Raw genomic sequence first — 16,459 nt, 5'->3', positions numbered from 1 at the left:
GGCGTCCTATTGCGGGTGGAATATGTTTGAGCCGTGACGAGTAGCGCGCTGCTGACCGACCACTACGAGCTGACGATGCTGTCCGCCGCCCTGCGCGACGGCACGGCCGACCGGCACTGCGTCTTCGAGGTGTTCGCGCGCCGCCTGCCGACCGGGCGTCGCTACGGCGTCGTGGCCGGCACCGGGCGGCTCATCGACCTCATCGAGTCGTTCCGCTTCGGCCCGGAGGAGATCGAGTTCCTCTCCTCGCGCGGCATCGTGGACGAGGCGACGGCGGCGTGGCTCGGGCAGTACCGCTTCAGCGGCGAGGTCGAGGGCTACGCCGAGGGCGAACTGTTCTTCCCCGGCTCCCCCATCCTGACCGTCAGCGGCACGTTCGCCGAGTGCGTGGTCCTGGAGACGCTGATCCTGTCCGTGCTCAACCACGACAGCGCGATCGCGGCCGCCGCGGCCCGGATGGTCACCGCCGCCCGCGGGCGCGCCGTGGTCGAGATGGGCTCGCGGCGCACCCAGGAGGAGTCCGCGGTCGCCGCGGCCCGGGCGGCGTATCTGGCCGGCTTCGCGTTCACGTCCAACCTCGAGGCCGGCCGGCGCTACGGCATCCCGACCACCGGCACCGCCGCCCACGCCTTCACGCTGCTACACGACTCGGAGCAGGCGGCGTTCGCCTCGCAGGTGGCGACCCTGGGCAAGCAGACCACCCTGCTGGTCGACACCTACGACATCGCGCAGGGCATCCGCAACGCGATCGCGGTGGCCGGCGCCGACCTTCGGGCCGTGCGCATCGACTCCGGCGACCTCTCGGTGCTCGCCTCGGAGTCGCGGGCGCTGCTGGACTCCCTCGGCGCCACCGACACCCAGATCGTGGTCTCGGGCGACCTGGACGAATACGCGATCGCCGCCCTGGCCGCCGAGCCGGTCGACGTCTACGGGGCCGGCACCGCGGTGGTCGTGGGCTCGGGGGCGCCGACGGCCGGCCTGGTGTACAAGCTCGTCGAGGTCGACGGCCGGCCGGTGGTGAAGCGCTCGGAGAACAAGGGCACCGTGGGCGGGCGCAAGACGGCGGTGCGGCGGCACAAGCCGACCGGCACCGCGACCGAGGAGGTCGTCGTCTCGCTCGGCAGCCCGGAGGCCAAGCCGCACGACCGGGCCCTGCAGCGGCCGTTCCTGCGCGGCGGCGAGCGGGTGGCCGACCTGCCGACGCTTCCCGAGTCGCGCGAGCACCTGCGACAGTGCCTCATCTCCATCCCCTGGGAGGGGCTCAAGCTCTCCGCCGGCGACCCGGCGGTTCCGGTGATCGTTACGGGGGGCACCATCGTTTCGGGAGGCTCCGCATGACTCGGGCGTTGATCGTGGTCGACGTGCAGAACGACTTCTGCGAGGGCGGGTCGCTCGCCGTCGCCGGTGGGGCCGGGGTCGCCGCGGCGATCACCGACGCGCTCGCCGCCGGGCCGTGGGACCACGTCGTGGCCACCCAGGACCACCACATCGATCCCGGCGCGCACTTCGCCGAGCACCCGGACTACGTCAGCACCTGGCCCGCGCACTGCGTGGTCGGCACCGAGGGCGTGGGCTTCCACCCGGCGCTGGACACGTCCAAGGTCGAGGCCGTGTTCGAGAAGGGGTCGTACAGCGGTGCCTACTCCGGCTTCGAGGGCTCGGCCGGCGGCGAGGGCCTGGCCGTCTGGCTGCGCGAGCGGGGCGTGACCGACGTCGACGTGGTCGGCATCGCGACCGACCACTGCGTGCGCGCCACCGCCCTCGATGCGGTGCGTGAGGGCTTTGTTACGACCGTGCTGCTACACCTGACGGCCGGCGTCCAGGCTGCCACGACCGCATCCGCCCTGGTAGAGCTGCGCGACGCCGGCGTGTCCCTGATCGGTGAACCGGTCGTTGCGGGGAGTTGACCGTCCGGCGGATGGCACGTGGCTGGACTTGCCGTGTAACAACCGACGTGTACCGTCATCCCGGCAAGCGGTTCCGCAAAACAACGTGAGGTGTTTTCACGTCACAACGTAAGGAGCACCTACACGGAGCGTGGCGAAAATGGCTAGACTTCGCTACGCTTGCGGGACCTCAAAGGGTCGTCCATGGTGGACGGCTCAGCACCAGGAGGGTCACGTGAAGTTGTCGATCGAGACTCGCCCTTCGGATCAGCGGGAGTCAGTGCTGACGCTGAGTGGCGAAATCGACTATGAGACCGCTCAGGAGCTCCGCACATCAGTGAGCTCAGTGCTCGACGGAAGCATCGACCTCCTCGTCATCGACCTCGCGGGGGTCACGTTCCTCGACTCCACCGGCATCGGCACCCTCGTCGTTGCCAAGCGCATCTGCCACAGCATGGGCGTTAAGCTCGACATTCGCCGGCCCAACCCGTTCATCGCGCGCCTCTTCGCCGTGGTGGGCGTGAGCGACATCCTCGGCGTGCCGATCCCGCCCGGCACCGTGTCCGGTCGACTGCCCGCCCCGCGCGAGCGCGGCGTGACGCAGCCCGCCTGACCGATCACCTTCGGTAGTTCTCTCCCCGGCTCCGGCCGAACCTCTTGACGACGACGTAATGGAGCGCCCCGCTCACACCCCGGCGGTGGCGCTCCATTACTCGCGTACCTACGCAGCGTTACCCAGGCCGTCGCCCCCGATCGAGTGACCTGCGCCCGAATTTACCGGAAATTTCATGACCTGTCGGTCGGCCGGTCCCCTCACCCGTTCGGGTACGAACGGAGTGGTCGCCCCGCCGCCTCCCACAGGGTCCCGCAGCGGGGCGGAAGACGCGCCACAACGAGCGCCGAGATCGCGGCTCGCCGGAACGACGGAAGGCTCGCCCACCAGGGCCACCGACGCCGCGACGCACTGCCCCGGCGCCCCACGGCACGACAGAAGGCGCGCCCACAGCCAGGGCCCACTGCCCACCGCGCTCCCCCCGGAACGACGGCAGGCGCCCCCACAGCGGCCACTGGCGCCGGGCCTACCTGCCGGCCGCGCTCCCCACGGAGGCGTGTCCCAGGGGAGGTTCAGGGCCTCACCCGAGTCGCCGGGCACGCTGGCCACGGTGCGGTCCTCGGGCGAGCGGCGCAACCGGCAAGGCTCGCCCCACAACGGCTGCCGGCGCCGAGGCTCAAGGACCGCCGATCCCCACGGAGCGATGTAGGACGGGCCACCGACGCCGGGATGCGCTCCCCACGGAGGAACGGCCACCGGGGCTCGCTGCCCGCCGGCCCCGCGGAGGGCGTGAAGGCGGCTCACAGGGCCGCTGGCGCGATGCGAACGCGTCCGGACGAAACGGGAACGCCCCCGGAGCCTTGCGGCTCCGAGGGCGTCCAGAGGCTGCCTTGTGGTTAGTCCTCGATCCGGTGGTCCTGGTACGAGGCGCCGCCGTCGGCCTCGTGGGTCAGGGGCCGGGCGCCGCCCGGGGGCGGGGCCTCCAGCGAGTGGCCGGGGGCGTGGGCCGGGAACTTGGCGTCGAAGGCCGGGCGCTCCGAGCGGATGCGCGGCATGCTGTCGAAGTTGCGCAGCGGGGGCGGGCACGAGGTGGCCCACTCCAGCGACATGCCGTGGCCCCACGGGTCGTTGACCTCGACCACGCGGCCGGTCTTGTACGACTTCCAGACGTTGTACAGGAAGGGCAGCGTCGACAGGCCGGTGATGAACGCGCCGATGGTCGAGATCATGTTCAGCGTGGTGAAGCCGTCCGTGGCCAGGTAGTCGGCATACCGGCGGGGCATGCCCTGGGTGCCGAGCCAGTGCTGGACCAGGAACGTGGTGTGGAAGCCGATCGTGGTGAGCCAGAAGTGGACCTTGCCGAGGCGCTCGTCGAGCATGCGGCCGGTCATCTTCGGGAACCAGAAGTACACGCCGGAGTAGACGGCGAACACGATCGTGCCGAAGAGCACGTAGTGGAAGTGGGCGACCACGAAGTACGTGTCGGAGACGTGGAAGTCGATCGGCGGGCTGGCCAGCAGTACGCCGGAGAGACCACCGAACAGGAAGGTCACCAGGAAGCCGACCGCGAACAGCATCGGCGTCTCGAAGGTGATCTGGCCGCGCCACATGGTGCCGATCCAGTTGAAGAACTTCATGCCGGTCGGAACGGCGATGACGAAGCTCAGGAACGAGAAGAACGGCATGAGGACCTGGCCGGTGGCGAACATGTGGTGCGCCCACACGCTCATCGACAGGGCGCCGATCGAGATCGTCGCGCCGACGAGGCCCTTGTAGCCGAAGACCGGCTTGCGGCTGAAGACCGGGATGACCTCGGTGATGATGCCGAAGAACGGCAGCGCCACGATGTACACCTCGGGGTGGCCGAAGAACCAGAACAGGTGCTGCCAGAGCATCGCCCCGCCGGTCGCGGCGTCGTAGACGTGCGCGCCCAGGCGGCGGTCGGCCTCCAGCGCCAGCAGCGCGGCGGCCAGGATCGGGAAGACCATGATCACCAGGACGCTGGTCACCAGGATGTTCCAGGTGAACATCGGCATCCGGAACATCGTCATGCCGGGCGCGCGCAGGGTCAGCACGGTGGTGATCATGTTGACCGCGCCGAGGATGGTGCCGAGGCCGGAGAGGACCAGGCCGACGATCCAGAGGTCGGCGCCGACGCCGGGCGAGTTGGTGATGCTGTTGAGCGGGGCGTAGGCGAACCAGCCGAAGTCGGCCGCGCCGCCCGGGGTGAGGAAGCCGATCAGCGTGACCGACCCACCGAACGCGTAGAGCCAGTAGGCGAACGCGTTGAGGCGGGGGAACGACACGTCGGGCGCGCCGATCTGCAGCGGCGTGATGTAGTTCGCGAAGGCGAACACGACCGGCGTCGCGAAGAACAGCAGCATGATCGTGCCGTGCATGGTGAACAGCTGGTTGTACTGCTCAGGCGAGAGGAACTGCAGGCCCGGCCTGGCCAGCTCGGCCCGCATCAGCAGGGCCATGAACCCGCCGATCATGAAGAACACGAACGACGTGACGAGGTACATCAGGCCGATCTGCTTCGCGTCCGTAGTGCGCAGCAGCCGAGCGAACGCCGAGCCCTTGACCGGCTTGTGCACCGGCCAAGGCCTGGTGACGATCGGCTTCGGTGCGACGGTGGTCACGAAAGGCCTCCTGAGGCTGTTGAACCAGCTGGGCGAACCCAGCTCCGCGAGGCGCCGTGCGATCAACACGTCACCCCGCAGGCAGGATAGTCCGTCCACCCGACACGGAATCGCTGGGGTTCAGCTACCGCCCTTGGCCCCGAGGTCGAAGCTGATCGCGCCGGCCGCGATGGCCGACAGCACCAACAAGATGATCCCCCAGAAGATCAGTCGATCAGCCGAAGTCGGGCTTTTCACCGCCCCGAACAACCTGCTGCTCACGGGCACCGCGGCCGGCTGCGGTGCGGGCGCGTCCGACGCGTAGCCGGGGGTGTACTCGGACTCCGGCAACGGCGCCGCCGGCTTGAACGGGCGGGCCTCACCGAGGGCCTGCCAGAAGATGAGCGCGCCGCCGGCGAGGACCAGCAGGACCCCGAGCGCGGCGACGATGGCGGCGATCCAGTCACGCATGACTGCCTCCCAGTAGGGGGTTACGAGAGGGAGCTATCTGCTCCAGCAGGCTAGAGATCCGAGGTCGCCGCGTCGAGGCGGGCGCCGAAATTTGCCGGCCGAAGCCCGGTGGCGAAACCTTGCGCTGACACAACGGAAGCGGTACGTGACGCCGCGAGATGGAAATCGCTCCCAGGCGATCCGCCGGCCCCGGTGCCCGCCTGAGCGGATCTCACCCGCCCGACCTCGCGGTATCGGCCTGCACGGGGGCCCGCAACCGCTAGACATGGAAGGCGTGAAGGCCATCACGCTGACCGCGCACGACGCCGGCGCCCTGTCCCTGCAGGACGTCCCCGACCCGCGCCCCGCCGCCGACCAGCTCCTCGTGGAGGTGCGCGCGGCGGGGGTCGAGCGCAACGACCTGACCGTCGATCCTGTCCCCGGCCGCGACCTGGCCGGCGTGGTGGTCGGGCGCGGCGAGGGGGTGACCGGGTTCGTCGTCGGCGACGAGGTGTACGCGCACGCCGAAGGCGCGTACGCGGAACGGGTGGCGGTCGCCGAGGGCGCCGCCGCCCACAAGCCGGCCGGTCTCACGTTCGTCGAGGCCGCCGCGCTGCCCCAGCCCGCGATGACCGCGCTGCAGGCGCTGCGGGCGGCCGGCACCGGCGAGGGCGACGTCGTGCTGATCCACGGCGCGGCGGGCGGGGCCGGGCACTTCGCGGTGCAGATCGCCCGGGCACTGGGGGCCGAGCGGGTGCTGGGCACCGCGGACCCGGCCGATCACGACTTCCTGAGGGAGCTCGGCGCCGAGCCGATCGAGCGGGACGAGCCCGTCGACGTGGCCGTCGACATGATCGGCGGGGAGGCCACCGCGGCGGCGCTGCGGCAGGTGCGGGACCCCGCGCGGGCGGTGTCGGCGGTCAACCCGGCCATCGCGACGGCCGGCGGGCGGTACGTGGCGCCGGAGCCGTCCGCGGCCGACCTGCGCTGGCTGGCCGATCTGGCCGATCGCGGGCTGCTGCGGGTCTCGCTGCACCGGGAGCTGCCGCTGGCCGAGGCGGCCGACGCGCACCGCCTGCTCGACACGGGCAAAGTGCGCGGCAAGGTGGTGCTGACCCCGTAAGCACGGGAGGCCCGGGGGCAAGAGCGAAGGGCCGTAACACAGTCGAGGCCGGGAACACCCCCGGCAGGTGGTGCCCCGACCTCGACCGCATCAGCGCCGCCCTCAGCTGACCACCCCAGCTCGGCGACGTCATGAGTGACGTTGGCGTGACCGTGCGCCGGTGGACCATCCAGGGAGGCTTCCGGCTTTCCGGCGCCGGTCACACGTAGAGCATGAGCCGCGGACCTGGGCACAGGCCAAGACGGCGCTGTGAAGTTCCTGAGTACCCGATCTTCAGGCGACCCGCAGGGTCTGGCCGAGGACCTCGACGACGTCGCCCCGGTGCAACTGGCGGCCGCGGCGGGTGTCGACCTCGCCGTTGACGGTGACCTCGCCCTCGCCGATGAGCTCCTTGCTCTCGCCGCCGGACTCCAGCACGTCGGCGAGCTTCAGGAACTGGCCGAGGCGGATCATGTCGCCCCTGATCTCGACGTCTCTCATCGGGGCCTCCAACGGTGTCGGGGACGGGTCGGACGGAGCCTAACCAACCGCTACTCCCCGACTGCTACCGAAAAGGCGTTGCCGATGATCCGCGCGGCTGGCTAGGTTGGGCGTACACGGGAAAGGAGGTGGTCCAAAGTTGTGTAGCAATGGGACTCGTGAGGTGGCTGTCCGCTAGTCGCCGTCCTCTGGACTCGCACTTCGTGCGGTTCGCCCGGATGGCGGCCGGCGAATACGAGACAGTTACCCAGCCCCCGAGGCTTTCCGGTTGAGTCCGACCGGCCACGCGCAATCTGCGCGGGAACCTCGGGGGCTGCCCTCTTTCCAGGATTGCCCTAACCTGTGGCCGTGATCACGATCTCGCCGCAACGGCTGCGCGCCCACGTCGAGGCGCTGACCGCGCGCGGGCCGCGGTACGAGGACACCGCCGGGGTGCCGGCTTCCCTGACGTACATCAGCGACCAGCTCGGCGGCCTGGGCCTCGCGGTCCGCGTCGAGCGCTACGGCAGCGAGCTGCACCAGGTCAACCTCGTCGCCGAGATCCAGGGCGGCACCTCCGACGACGCCGTCGAGCTGTGCGCGCACTGGGACACGGTCGCGACCAGCCCCGGCGCCGACGACAACGCGAGTGGCGTGGCCGGTGTGCTGGAGGCCGCCCGGGCGCTGCGCGACGCCGACCTGCCGGCCCGCACGATCCGGTTCTGCCTCTTCGGCGGCGAGGAGGAGGACTTCGACGGCAGCACCGCGCACATGGCCCGCATCACGCCCGACACCGAGTCGATCATCTTCGAGATGATCGGGTACACCGCGCCGGAGCAGCGCTTCCCCGAGGAGCTGGCCGGCTTCATCGAGCCGCCGGCGCGCGGCGACTTCATCGCGCTGGTCGCCGACCAGGCCTCGCAGGGGCTGCTGGAGGCGTTCGCCAGGCGCGTCGAGGTGCCGGCCCTGCCGCTGGTGCTGCCGGAGTTCGCCCGGGAGGTGGCGATGCGCAGCGACCACGTGCCGTACTGGACCACCGGCCGGCGCTCGCTGCTGGTCACCGACACCGCCGACTACCGCAACCCGAACTACCACCGGTCGGGCGACACCGCCGACACGCTCGACTACGCCTTCGCGGCCGCCGTCGTCAACGCCTCCGTGCGGACGATCACCGACCTGGCGCAGTGACGCATTTCACGCACATGGCTCCCGGCCCGCGCTCATGATCGTTGCCTCCGAAGGGCGCGGCCGGCGTGGCACCATGCTGGGGTGTCCATCCGACTGCTGATCGCCGACGATCAGGCGCTCGTGCGCGGTGCGCTCGCCGCGCTGCTCGACCTCGAGCCCGACCTCACCGTCGTGGCCGAGGTCGGCCGCGGGGACGCGGTGGTCGCGGCCGCCCGGGAGCATCGTCCCGACGTGGCGCTGCTCGACGTCGAGATGCCGGGCCTGGACGGCATCTCGGCCGCCGCCGAGCTGCGCCGGGCCCTGCCCTCGTGCAGGGTGCTCATGGTGACGACGTTCGGCCGGCCCGGGTACCTGCGCCGGGCGATGGCCGCGGGGGCCTCGGGCTTCGTGGTCAAGGACACCCCGGCCCGCCAGCTGGCCGACGCCGTGCGCCGGATCGCCGCCGGCCTGCGGGTGGTGGACCCGACCCTGGCCGCGGAGACCCTGGCCAGCGGCGACAGCCCGCTCACACCGCGGGAGGCCGACGTGCTGCGGGCCGCGCGGGAGGGCGGCACGGTGGCCGACGTGGCCGGCCAGCTCGGCCTGTCCGAGGGCACCGTGCGCAACCACCTGTCGGCGGCGATCGGCAAGACCGGCGCCCGCACCCGGGCGGAGGCCGTCCGCTTAGCCGACGAAAACGGTTGGCTCTGAGGCGTTGTGCCCTCGCGGCCTTGAGATTCATGACCTTCTTGACAAGCGTGTGACGATTGTGGATGGCTGTCGCCCAAGGGCTGAACGATCGGGCCCCAGGACGTAGAGTCGCGGCATGACCGCACTACTCGCCAGCGGCCGCGACGCGGACGTCTATGCGCTCGATGAGCGGCGAGTCCTGCGGCGCTATCGGCGCGGCGGCGACGTGACCGCCGAGGCAGCAATGATGCGGTATGTCTCCGATCACGGCTACCCGGTCCCGCGCGTGTACGAGGCCGACGGCGCCGACCTGGTCATGGAGCGCCTCGAGGGCCCGACCATGCTGCAGGCACTCGGCGACGCCACGCTCGACCTGCGCGCCGGCGCCACCGTCCTGGCCGACCTGCTGGAGCGGCTGCACAAGGTCCGGGTCCGCGCGGCCACCGACCCCGGCACCCGCATCCTGCACCTGGACCTGCACCCCGAGAACGTGGTCATGACCGAGGGCGGGCCCGTGGTCATCGACTGGCGCAACAGCACCGAAGGCCCGCCCGAGCTCGACGTGGCGATGACCGCGCTGATCATCGCGGCCGTCGCCGTCCTTCCCGGCCCCTTCGCCAACCGGGCCGAGCCGTTCCTCGCCACGCTGCTGAGCTGCACGCGGGACAACCCGCTGTCCCAGCTGGAGGCGGCCGCCCACCGCCGCCTGGCCGACCCGAACGTCACCGCCGAGGAGAAGGCGCATCTCCAGGAGGCCAAGCTCCTGGTCACCACCTCGGTCCGCGCCCACTTCTGAGGCCGAATAACCCGCATGGGGCGGCGTTGCAGGGGCGCGACCGGCGCCACGCTGTTGCTCATGGAAGAACTCTTCGTCCGTCAGGTGGACATCGGCGTGGCCGACATGGACATCTCCGTCGACGACCAGCTCACCACCACGCGCGTCGTCGTGGAGCGCGCGACCACCACCGACCGGCACGGCGGGCCGGACCGCGAGCTCCTGCTCGTCTACGGCGCCGAGGAGACCCGGGCCGTCGCCGAGGCCCTGTACCGCGCCGCGGACCTCGCCACCGGCTGACTTCTGCCCCTTTGCCCGTTTTCACCAGCCCGTTCCCAAGAAGACGAAGAATTTCAGACATTTCTCCCGACGAGGTATAAATCCGATAAGTCGCGGCGCGGAGCGCCCGACTTATCGGGCCTTGTTGAGCGCTCAACTAAAGCGGTAGCCTGGTGGACATGAGCGCATTGCCCCTTCTCGAGCAGCACCTCTCTGTCGCGGTGCCCGCCAGCCGCGACCAGCGGGCCTGGACGCCCGAGGATGGGCCGCTGCCCAGCCTGTACCTCAGCCACGGCGCCCCGCCCCTGCTGGAGGACGCCGCCTGGATGCGCCAGCTGCTGGACTGGGCGCTGGACCTGCCCAAGCCGAAGGCCATCCTCATCGTGAGCGCGCACTGGGAGTCGGCGCCCCTCAGCGTGTCGGCCACGGCGGCGGGGACGCCCCTGGTGTACGACTTCGGCGGCTTCAAGCCGGTGTTCTACACGCTGCAGTACGAGACGCCGGACGCCACCGCGCTCGCGCAGCGGGTCGCCGCGGCGATGCCCGACTCGGAGCCGCTGCACGAGCACAGCAGCCGCGGCCTGGACCACGGCGCGTGGGTGCCGCTGATGGTGATGTACCCGCTCGGGGACGTCCCCGTGCTGCAGCTGAGCCTGCCGACCCACGACCCGGACCGCCTGCTGGAGCTCGGCCGCCGGCTGCGCCCGCTGCGCGAGGAGGGCGTGCTCGTCATCGGCTCCGGCTTCATGACCCACGGCCTGCCGTTCCTGACCCGGGCGCACTGGAGCGGCGCGGGGAACCCGCCCGGCTGGTCGGAGGACTTCGACGCGTGGGCGGCCGACGCGCTGGCCCGCGGCGACGTCGACACGCTGAGCCGCTTCGCCAGCCAGGCCCCCGGCATGCCGTTCGCCCACCCGACGGTCGAGCACTACACGCCGCTGTTCGTCACCCTGGGCGCCGCCGACCGGCCCGACGCCCCGGTGCGGTCGGTCATCGAGGGGTACTTCATGGGCCTGTCCAAGCGCTCACTGCAGACGGTGTAGCACCTTCTCACGGGTGCGGGCCGGCAGCGCCTCGCCGGCCTCCAGCAGCCGGGGCAGCAGGTCGGGCTCGGTGGTGAGCGCGCGAAACGCCAGGCCGACGGTGACGGTGTGCTCCGGGACGTACGCCTGGCGGATCCCGTCGCCGGCGCGCACCTCGCCCGGCTCGATCACGCGCAGGTAGGCCCCGGGCTCGGCCCGCTCGGTGAACCGCTTGATCCAGCCGCGCTCCCCCAGCCAGCCGGCGAACGTCCGGCACGGGATCCGGGGCGCGCAGACCTCGAGCACGGTCCGCTCGCCGATCAGCCAGCGCTCGCCGATCCGGGCGCCGGTGACGTCGAGCCCGGACGTGGTCAGGTTCTCGCCGAAGACGCCGCCGGGCAGCTCCCGGCCGAGCTCGCCGGCCCACCTGTCGAGATCCTCGCGGGCGTAGGCGTAGACGGCCTGGTCGGGGCCGCCGTGATGGCGGGTGTCGCAGATCCGGTCCCCGGCCACGCCGGTCGGCTCGGTCCCCCGCGGGCCGGGCACGGCGATCGCCACGGGGCCCTCGACCGGGCGCTTGTCGATGCCGGTGTACGGCACGTCGGAGTGCTCGGTCAGGGTGGGCGTGCCGACATTGACCGAGAGCAGATGGGCCACGCCTGCAGACTCTAAGGCCTGTTTCATAGCTGAGGCGGGGCTGCGGCGGGCCCAGATTCCGCCTGGCGGCGTCCCGCGGAAGCCCGGCTACAACACCGGTAGCCTGGCTCCCGCGGGCCACCACCAGACGAAATCTGGACTCCGCCTCGCTCCCACCCCAGCTATGAAACAGGCCTTAGTTGTTACGCGTTGACCAGTGCCAGGTCCTCGCCCGCGCGGATGCCCGGCCCGCCGACGGTGCTGAGCGTGCCGCCCGGCCCGGCGTGCACGACCCGGGCCCCGGCGAGGTACCGCACGCCGAGGTTCTCCGCGAAGTTGCGCCCATTTGGCAGCCCGCCGGCCGCCATGATCGTGCCGATGTCGACCCCCCACACCCGGTGCCCCTCGTGGCCGTCCCGGAAGACGACCGCGACGTCGCCGCTGAGGTACGCGTCGTACACCACCCGCACGCCGAGGTCCATGCGCAGCGCGAGCAGCTCGTCGCCGGGGGCCGCCCCCGCCAGCGCCACGGTGGACGACTCGACGGTGTCGGCGCCCCACCGGTGCTCATAGGTGAGCCGCTGGCCGTCGGGGGCCTCGATGTCATACCGCAACGCCTCCGCCGCCACCATCCCGCCGATCGGCGACCAGAGATGCGCGGCCGTGGCGGTCATCGTGGCGCCCTCGCCGATCGGCTGCGCCACCGGCTCCGACCCGACCCCGGTCACCGACGCGCTGGCCACGCGGATCGTGGTGGTCACGGGCGCCCAGCCGTGCGTGCCGTGCAGCAGCCCGTCGAGCTGGACCCGGTCGGGCGCCCGGCCGAGGCAGGTGGCGACGGCCTCGGCGAGCGCATCGCCGCCGAGCCCGAAGAGCTCCGCCTCCTCCGGGCTCGTCGCGTGCCGGTCCACGCCGGTGGCGTTGACGCTGGACGACGCGTAACACAGCCCCGCAACGACCGACAGCTCGATGCCCATGACCGCCCCCGATGACGAAGAGTTACGTCCACGTTACAGGTGGTCGAACCGACTTGACCTTGAAACGGCGGCAGCCGGAGTGGGGGTTGTTCAGGTCCGAACGGTGCGGGTCGGAAGGACCAGCGCGAAGGCCCGCGGAAAGCCCAGCGGCCCCAGCCGCCGGTGCATCACGTCGGGGACCGGCACACTCGCGACCGAGCCCCGCGCCGGGTTGAAGCACCGCAGCACCCCGTCCGAGTGCCCCACGATGAGGACCCAGTGCCGCGGGATGCCCGCCCCGATGAGCATCGCCACCGGCCAGTCGCACTCCACCGCGGCCAGCGCCGCGCGCAGGTCGCCCCGGAAGAGGTGCCAGCCGTACCGAACGCCAAGCGCCGCCGTGTGCGCGGAGATCGCCGCGGCCACGCCCCACGGCGTCGTGCCCAGCTTGCGCGGCCAGAGGCGGTTGGCCGCGGCATGGATCCGGTGCTGCTCGGCGGAAGGGTCGCGCACGGTCGCGCCGTACGCCGGGTCCAGCGCCGCGGAGGCCACCAGCGCCACCGTGGGGCCGCAGGTGAAGCCGTCGGTCTGGCGGACGAAGTCGTACTCAACCACGCCGCAGCAGACGGCCCACCGCGGCCATCATCTCCGTCGCCATCTCCTCGCCCTTGCCCTCTTCGGCGCCGTGGTGCATGCAGTGGCGGGCGTGGTCGTCGAGCAGCCCCAGCGCGACCTTGTCCAGCGCCGCCTGGATCGCGCTGATCTGGGTCAGCACGTCGATGCAGTACCGGTCGTCCTCGACCATCTTCTCCACGCCGCGGACCTGGCCCTCGATGCGGCGCAGGCGGCTCTGCAGCTGGTCCTTGGTCGCGGTGTACCCGCGCGGCGTCGGGCTCGTCATACCGGTAAGCATACCGGTCGAGCTAGTAACCCCCTGGGGGTATAAAAACCCTCAAGAGCGGTCCGGCGGCTGCCGATAGCCCTCCCGTGGGAGAGTGGCTGACCGGGCGCCTCTGGCTCGTCTGGTTGTTGGTGGGCGGCTTCGCGGCCGCCGCGTACCCGCTGTTGCCCCAGAACTCCCACCTCGCCAACCTTGCGTACGAGGCGGTCGGGCTCGGGGCCGTGATCATGGTGCTCCTCGGCGTGCGGCGCAACCGGCCGGCGCGGAGGGCGATCTGGTACTGGTTCGCCGCCGGCCTCGGCATCTGGTCGCTCGGCGACGTCACGTACGGCGTCTACGCCCACCGGACCGGCACCGCGCCCATCCCCTCCCTGGCCGACGTCTTCTACCTGGGCGCGTACCTGCCGCTGGCGGTCGGCATGTGGCTGCTGCTGCGCGCGCAGGGGCGGGACCGGGCCGGGGTGATCGACGCGTGCATCACCGCCTCCGGCGGCGGGCTGCTGCTCTGGGTCTTCGCGATGCGTCCGATCGCCGACGCCGGGAACGTGTCGTTCATCCACCGCACGTTCTCGCTGGCGTACCCGTTCGCCGACGTCGTGCTGCTGGTGCTGCTGGCCCGGCTGCTGACCGGGCGGGCGGCCCGCACGACGAGCTACTGGCTGTTCGTGGCCGGCCTGGTGCTGATGTTCGCCACCGACGTGAGCTACTCGGTGCTGTCCACCTACGCCGAGGTACCGCCGGGAATCCTGGAGATCGGATGGCTGTCGTCCTATGTCGCGCTCGGCGGGGCGGCGCTGCACCGGTCCATGGGCGCGCTGAGCGAGCCGGTCGACGCGCTGGAGACCACATTGTCGGTGGCGCGTCTGGCGGTACTGGCGATCAGCTCCCTGATCGCCCCGGTGCTGCTGCTGGGTCAGGGCCTGGCCGGGGTGCACCACATGGACTGGCTCGCCATCGGCGTGGTCGCCGTGGCCCTGTTCCTGCTGGTCGTGGTGCGCATGGCGGGGCTGGTGCGCAAGGTGCAGTCGCAGTCCGAGCAGCTCGCCGAGCTGGCCATGCGCGACGACCTCACCGGCCTGCCCAACCGGCGGCTGCTGGAGGAGCTCATCCGCGACGAGCTGGACTGCGGCGGCCACCCGCAGGTCGCCTTCATCGACCTTGATGACTTCAAGCGGATCAACGACGGGCTCGGGCACGCCGTCGGCGACCAGCTGCTGGCCGCGGTCGGCCGGCGGCTCACCGGCGTGCTGCGCCCCGGCGACGTGGCGGCCCGGCTGGGCGGGGACGAGTTCGCCGTACTGATGCCGGACACGAGCCGGACCGCGGCCGACGCGCTGGTGTCCGAGCTGGCCGCCGCCCTCGAGCAGCCGGTCTACGCCGGCGAGCACCACCTGCTGGTCCAGGCCGGCATCGGGGTGGCCGACGCGGCCGGCACGCGGGACCCGTTCGAGCTGCTGCGCCGGGCCGACGTGGCCATGTACGCCGCCAAGGAGAGCCAGTCGCGCCAGGAGCGCTTCCGGGCCGAGTTCGACCAGCGCGCCTCCGAGCACGCCCGGCTCGGCGCGCAGCTGCGCGAGGCGCTGGACCAGGGGCAGTTCCAGCTGGTATACCAGCCGATCGTGGCCCTGCCGCGCGGCGAGATCGCCGGGGTCGAGGCGCTGATCCGCTGGCACCACCCGGAGCTGGGCTTCATGAGCCCGGCCGACTTCATCCCGGTCGCCGAGCGCAACGGGCAGATCGTCGAGCTCGGCGCCTGGATCCTGTTGGAGGCGTGCTCACAGGCGGCCACCTGGATGGCCACCCTCGGTAACGCCGCGCCCGGCAAGGTCAGCGTGAACGTCTCGGCCCGGCAGCTGGCCGAGCCCGACTTCGCGGAGGTGGTCGCGGCGGTACTGGCGGCCACGGGACTGCCCGCGGACCGCCTCGCCATCGAGGTCACCGAGACGGCCGTCTTCGGCGGCGGCCGGGCGATCGAGGCCCTCGACGCCGTGCACCGGCTGGGCGTGCGCATCGCGCTGGACGACTTCGGCACCGGCCACTCGTCGCTGGGCCTGCTGCAGACGTGCCCGGTCGACATCCTGAAGGTCGACAAGTCCTTCGTCGACAACGTCACGATGGCGGGGCGGCACGCGGTGATCGCGACCGCGCTGATCAACGTCAGCGACGGACTCAACCTGGACGCGATCGCGGAGGGGGTGGAGACCGCCGAGCAGGCCCGGGAGCTCTACCGCCTGGGGTACCGCTACGCGCAGGGCTACCACTTCGGCCGCCCGGTGCCCAGCCCTCAGTTCGTGCTCGAGTCCGCGGCGGCCTGAACGCTCGCGGACGACGGCAGCACGACGCAGGTGCGGCAGCGGGCCTCGTACGTGTACGTCCCGTCGTCCGGCAGGGCGGTCGACGGCGCCAGCTCCCTGACCATCGGCTCGCCGTGCTCCAGCACCTGGGTGTACACGGCGGAGAAGGAACGGCACCGGTCGCACACCGCGCGGCGGTAGGTCACGCTCGCCGGCCCCAGCTCCAGCAGCGCCCGCACCGGCGCGAACAGCTCCCCGCGGTGATCGAGGTCGATGCCGGCGGCCACCACCCGGGTGCCGCGCTCCAGCAGCCGCCGCACGACGACCATGTCGCTCAGCGCGAACATGTGCACCTCGTCGATCCCGACGACGTCGAGCTCCTCGTCCAGCGCCGTCGCCAGCGAGGTGGCCTTGACGGTGGCCAGCGCCGCCCCGCTGCGCGAGACCACCCCGGCGTCGCGCACGTGCCGCGCGCTCTGGAACACGCGGTGCCGCGCGTTCGTGTACTGCAACGGCGATAACAGGCTCACGAGCTCGAGCGACTTGCCGCTCTTCATCGGCCCGAGGATGACGGTCAGATCCACGGCGAGAAAAGATACCGCCGATCGTCCGGGTTGCGGCCTTCGGCGGGACCGGGCATGTTTGAG

The 16,459-nt window shown here is 71.5% G+C and carries 18 protein-coding genes; 10 read left to right on the top strand and 8 right to left on the bottom strand.

Annotated features, from left to right (window positions below):
* Positions 1-33 precede the first annotated feature (33 nt).
* From AB0M46_RS06415 to AB0M46_RS06405, 3 genes are all read left to right on the top strand, one after another.
* Positions 34-1,338 (top strand): nicotinate phosphoribosyltransferase, encoded by a 1,305-nt coding sequence (locus tag AB0M46_RS06415; RefSeq protein WP_363333286.1) that lies wholly within the window; start codon positions 34-36, stop codon positions 1,336-1,338.
* The gene (locus AB0M46_RS06410) at positions 1,335-1,907 is read left to right on the top strand and encodes an isochorismatase family protein (RefSeq protein WP_363333285.1); all 573 of its coding nucleotides are present in this window, start codon (positions 1,335-1,337) and stop codon (positions 1,905-1,907) included. The genes AB0M46_RS06415 and AB0M46_RS06410 overlap by 4 nt, the downstream gene beginning before the upstream one ends.
* A gap of 214 nt (positions 1,908-2,121) precedes the next feature.
* Entirely contained in the window at positions 2,122-2,499 is a 378-nt protein-coding gene (locus tag AB0M46_RS06405) for an STAS domain-containing protein (RefSeq protein ID WP_345139434.1), read from the top strand.
* An 836-nt stretch (positions 2,500-3,335) separates the two neighbouring features.
* Here the strand turns inward: AB0M46_RS06405 and ctaD are convergent.
* On the bottom strand, positions 3,336-5,081 hold the full coding sequence (gene ctaD / locus AB0M46_RS06400) for a cytochrome c oxidase subunit I (protein ID WP_363333284.1): 1,746 nt from the start codon (positions 5,079-5,081) through the stop codon (positions 3,336-3,338).
* A gap of 120 nt (positions 5,082-5,201) precedes the next feature.
* Complete coding sequence (locus AB0M46_RS06395; protein ID WP_363333283.1) at positions 5,202-5,531, bottom strand: hypothetical protein; 330 nt, start codon at positions 5,529-5,531, stop codon at positions 5,202-5,204.
* Positions 5,532-5,796: 265 nt separating this feature from the next.
* Between AB0M46_RS06395 and AB0M46_RS06390 the strand changes: the two genes are divergently transcribed.
* On the top strand, positions 5,797-6,633 hold the full coding sequence (locus AB0M46_RS06390) for an NADP-dependent oxidoreductase (protein WP_363333282.1): 837 nt from the start codon (positions 5,797-5,799) through the stop codon (positions 6,631-6,633).
* Positions 6,634-6,906: 273 nt separating this feature from the next.
* On the opposite strand, the gene AB0M46_RS06385 is transcribed toward AB0M46_RS06390, so the two are convergent.
* Positions 6,907-7,113, bottom strand: a complete 207-nt coding sequence (locus tag AB0M46_RS06385; RefSeq protein ID WP_363333281.1) for an RNA-binding S4 domain-containing protein — start codon at positions 7,111-7,113, stop codon at positions 6,907-6,909.
* A 348-nt stretch (positions 7,114-7,461) separates the two neighbouring features.
* On the opposite strand from AB0M46_RS06385, the gene AB0M46_RS06380 reads away from it, so the two are divergent.
* The 5 genes from AB0M46_RS06380 (at position 7,462) to AB0M46_RS06360 (ending at position 11,046) form a co-directional block, all read left to right on the top strand.
* Positions 7,462-8,280 (top strand): M20/M25/M40 family metallo-hydrolase, encoded by an 819-nt coding sequence (locus tag AB0M46_RS06380; protein WP_363333280.1) that lies wholly within the window; start codon positions 7,462-7,464, stop codon positions 8,278-8,280.
* A gap of 81 nt (positions 8,281-8,361) precedes the next feature.
* Positions 8,362-8,970, top strand: a complete 609-nt coding sequence (locus AB0M46_RS06375) for a response regulator transcription factor (RefSeq protein WP_363333279.1) — start codon at positions 8,362-8,364, stop codon at positions 8,968-8,970.
* A 115-nt stretch (positions 8,971-9,085) separates the two neighbouring features.
* Positions 9,086-9,745 carry a phosphotransferase gene (locus AB0M46_RS06370; protein ID WP_363333278.1) on the top strand — a complete coding sequence of 220 codons (660 nt, stop codon included), beginning with the start codon at positions 9,086-9,088 and terminating at the stop codon, positions 9,743-9,745.
* A gap of 60 nt (positions 9,746-9,805) precedes the next feature.
* Positions 9,806-10,024 carry a hypothetical protein gene (locus AB0M46_RS06365; protein ID WP_363333277.1) on the top strand — a complete coding sequence of 73 codons (219 nt, stop codon included), beginning with the start codon at positions 9,806-9,808 and terminating at the stop codon, positions 10,022-10,024.
* A gap of 158 nt (positions 10,025-10,182) precedes the next feature.
* The gene (locus tag AB0M46_RS06360; protein WP_363333276.1) at positions 10,183-11,046 is read left to right on the top strand and encodes a class III extradiol ring-cleavage dioxygenase; all 864 of its coding nucleotides are present in this window, start codon (positions 10,183-10,185) and stop codon (positions 11,044-11,046) included.
* Here the strand turns inward: AB0M46_RS06360 and AB0M46_RS06355 are convergent.
* The 4 genes from AB0M46_RS06355 to AB0M46_RS06340 form a co-directional block, all read right to left on the bottom strand.
* Positions 11,029-11,682: an MOSC domain-containing protein gene (locus tag AB0M46_RS06355; RefSeq protein ID WP_363333275.1), complete on the bottom strand. Its 654-nt coding sequence runs from the start codon at positions 11,680-11,682 to the stop codon at positions 11,029-11,031. The genes AB0M46_RS06360 and AB0M46_RS06355 overlap by 18 nt on opposite strands.
* Before the next feature lie 182 nt (positions 11,683-11,864).
* Positions 11,865-12,638, bottom strand: a complete 774-nt coding sequence (locus AB0M46_RS06350; protein ID WP_363333274.1) for a hypothetical protein — start codon at positions 12,636-12,638, stop codon at positions 11,865-11,867.
* 90 nt (positions 12,639-12,728) lie between these two features.
* A complete protein-coding gene (locus AB0M46_RS06345; RefSeq protein ID WP_363333273.1) occupies positions 12,729-13,232 on the bottom strand; it encodes a hypothetical protein in 504 nt (167 codons plus the stop codon).
* Positions 13,225-13,518 carry a metal-sensitive transcriptional regulator gene (locus AB0M46_RS06340; protein ID WP_344620031.1) on the bottom strand — a complete coding sequence of 98 codons (294 nt, stop codon included), beginning with the start codon at positions 13,516-13,518 and terminating at the stop codon, positions 13,225-13,227. Before AB0M46_RS06340 ends, AB0M46_RS06345 begins: the two co-directional genes overlap by 8 nt.
* Positions 13,519-13,604: 86 nt before the next feature.
* On the opposite strand from AB0M46_RS06340, the gene AB0M46_RS06335 reads away from it, so the two are divergent.
* Positions 13,605-15,833, top strand: a complete 2,229-nt coding sequence (locus AB0M46_RS06335) for an EAL domain-containing protein (RefSeq protein WP_363333272.1) — start codon at positions 13,605-13,607, stop codon at positions 15,831-15,833.
* On the opposite strand, the gene AB0M46_RS06330 is transcribed toward AB0M46_RS06335, so the two are convergent.
* Positions 15,803-16,396, bottom strand: a complete 594-nt coding sequence (locus tag AB0M46_RS06330) for a thymidine kinase (protein WP_363333271.1) — start codon at positions 16,394-16,396, stop codon at positions 15,803-15,805. The two genes, AB0M46_RS06335 and AB0M46_RS06330, sit on opposite strands and share 31 nt — an antisense overlap.
* Between the last annotated feature and the right edge of the window lie 63 nt (positions 16,397-16,459).

The organism is Dactylosporangium sp. NPDC051485 (assembly GCF_040682015.1).
Lineage (GTDB): Bacteria > Actinomycetota > Actinomycetes > Mycobacteriales > Micromonosporaceae > Dactylosporangium.
Note: the sequence above shows the minus strand (reverse complement) of the source record. Positions and strands in the feature narration are given on the sequence as shown.

Coding starts and splice junctions, on each gene's coding strand:
- AB0M46_RS06350 (WP_363333274.1), bottom strand. CDS start 12,638: ATGGGCATCGAGCTGTCGGTCGTTGCGGGGCTGTGTTACGCGTCGTCC.
- AB0M46_RS06365 (WP_363333277.1), top strand. CDS start 9,806: ATGGAAGAACTCTTCGTCCGTCAGGTGGACATCGGCGTGGCCGACATG.
- AB0M46_RS06385 (WP_363333281.1), bottom strand. CDS start 7,113: ATGAGAGACGTCGAGATCAGGGGCGACATGATCCGCCTCGGCCAGTTC.
- AB0M46_RS06395 (WP_363333283.1), bottom strand. CDS start 5,531: ATGCGTGACTGGATCGCCGCCATCGTCGCCGCGCTCGGGGTCCTGCTG.
- AB0M46_RS06390 (WP_363333282.1), top strand. CDS start 5,797: ATGGAAGGCGTGAAGGCCATCACGCTGACCGCGCACGACGCCGGCGCC.
- AB0M46_RS06410 (WP_363333285.1), top strand. CDS start 1,335: ATGACTCGGGCGTTGATCGTGGTCGACGTGCAGAACGACTTCTGCGAG.
- AB0M46_RS06370 (WP_363333278.1), top strand. CDS start 9,086: ATGACCGCACTACTCGCCAGCGGCCGCGACGCGGACGTCTATGCGCTC.
- AB0M46_RS06360 (WP_363333276.1), top strand. CDS start 10,183: ATGAGCGCATTGCCCCTTCTCGAGCAGCACCTCTCTGTCGCGGTGCCC.
- AB0M46_RS06340 (WP_344620031.1), bottom strand. CDS start 13,518: ATGACGAGCCCGACGCCGCGCGGGTACACCGCGACCAAGGACCAGCTG.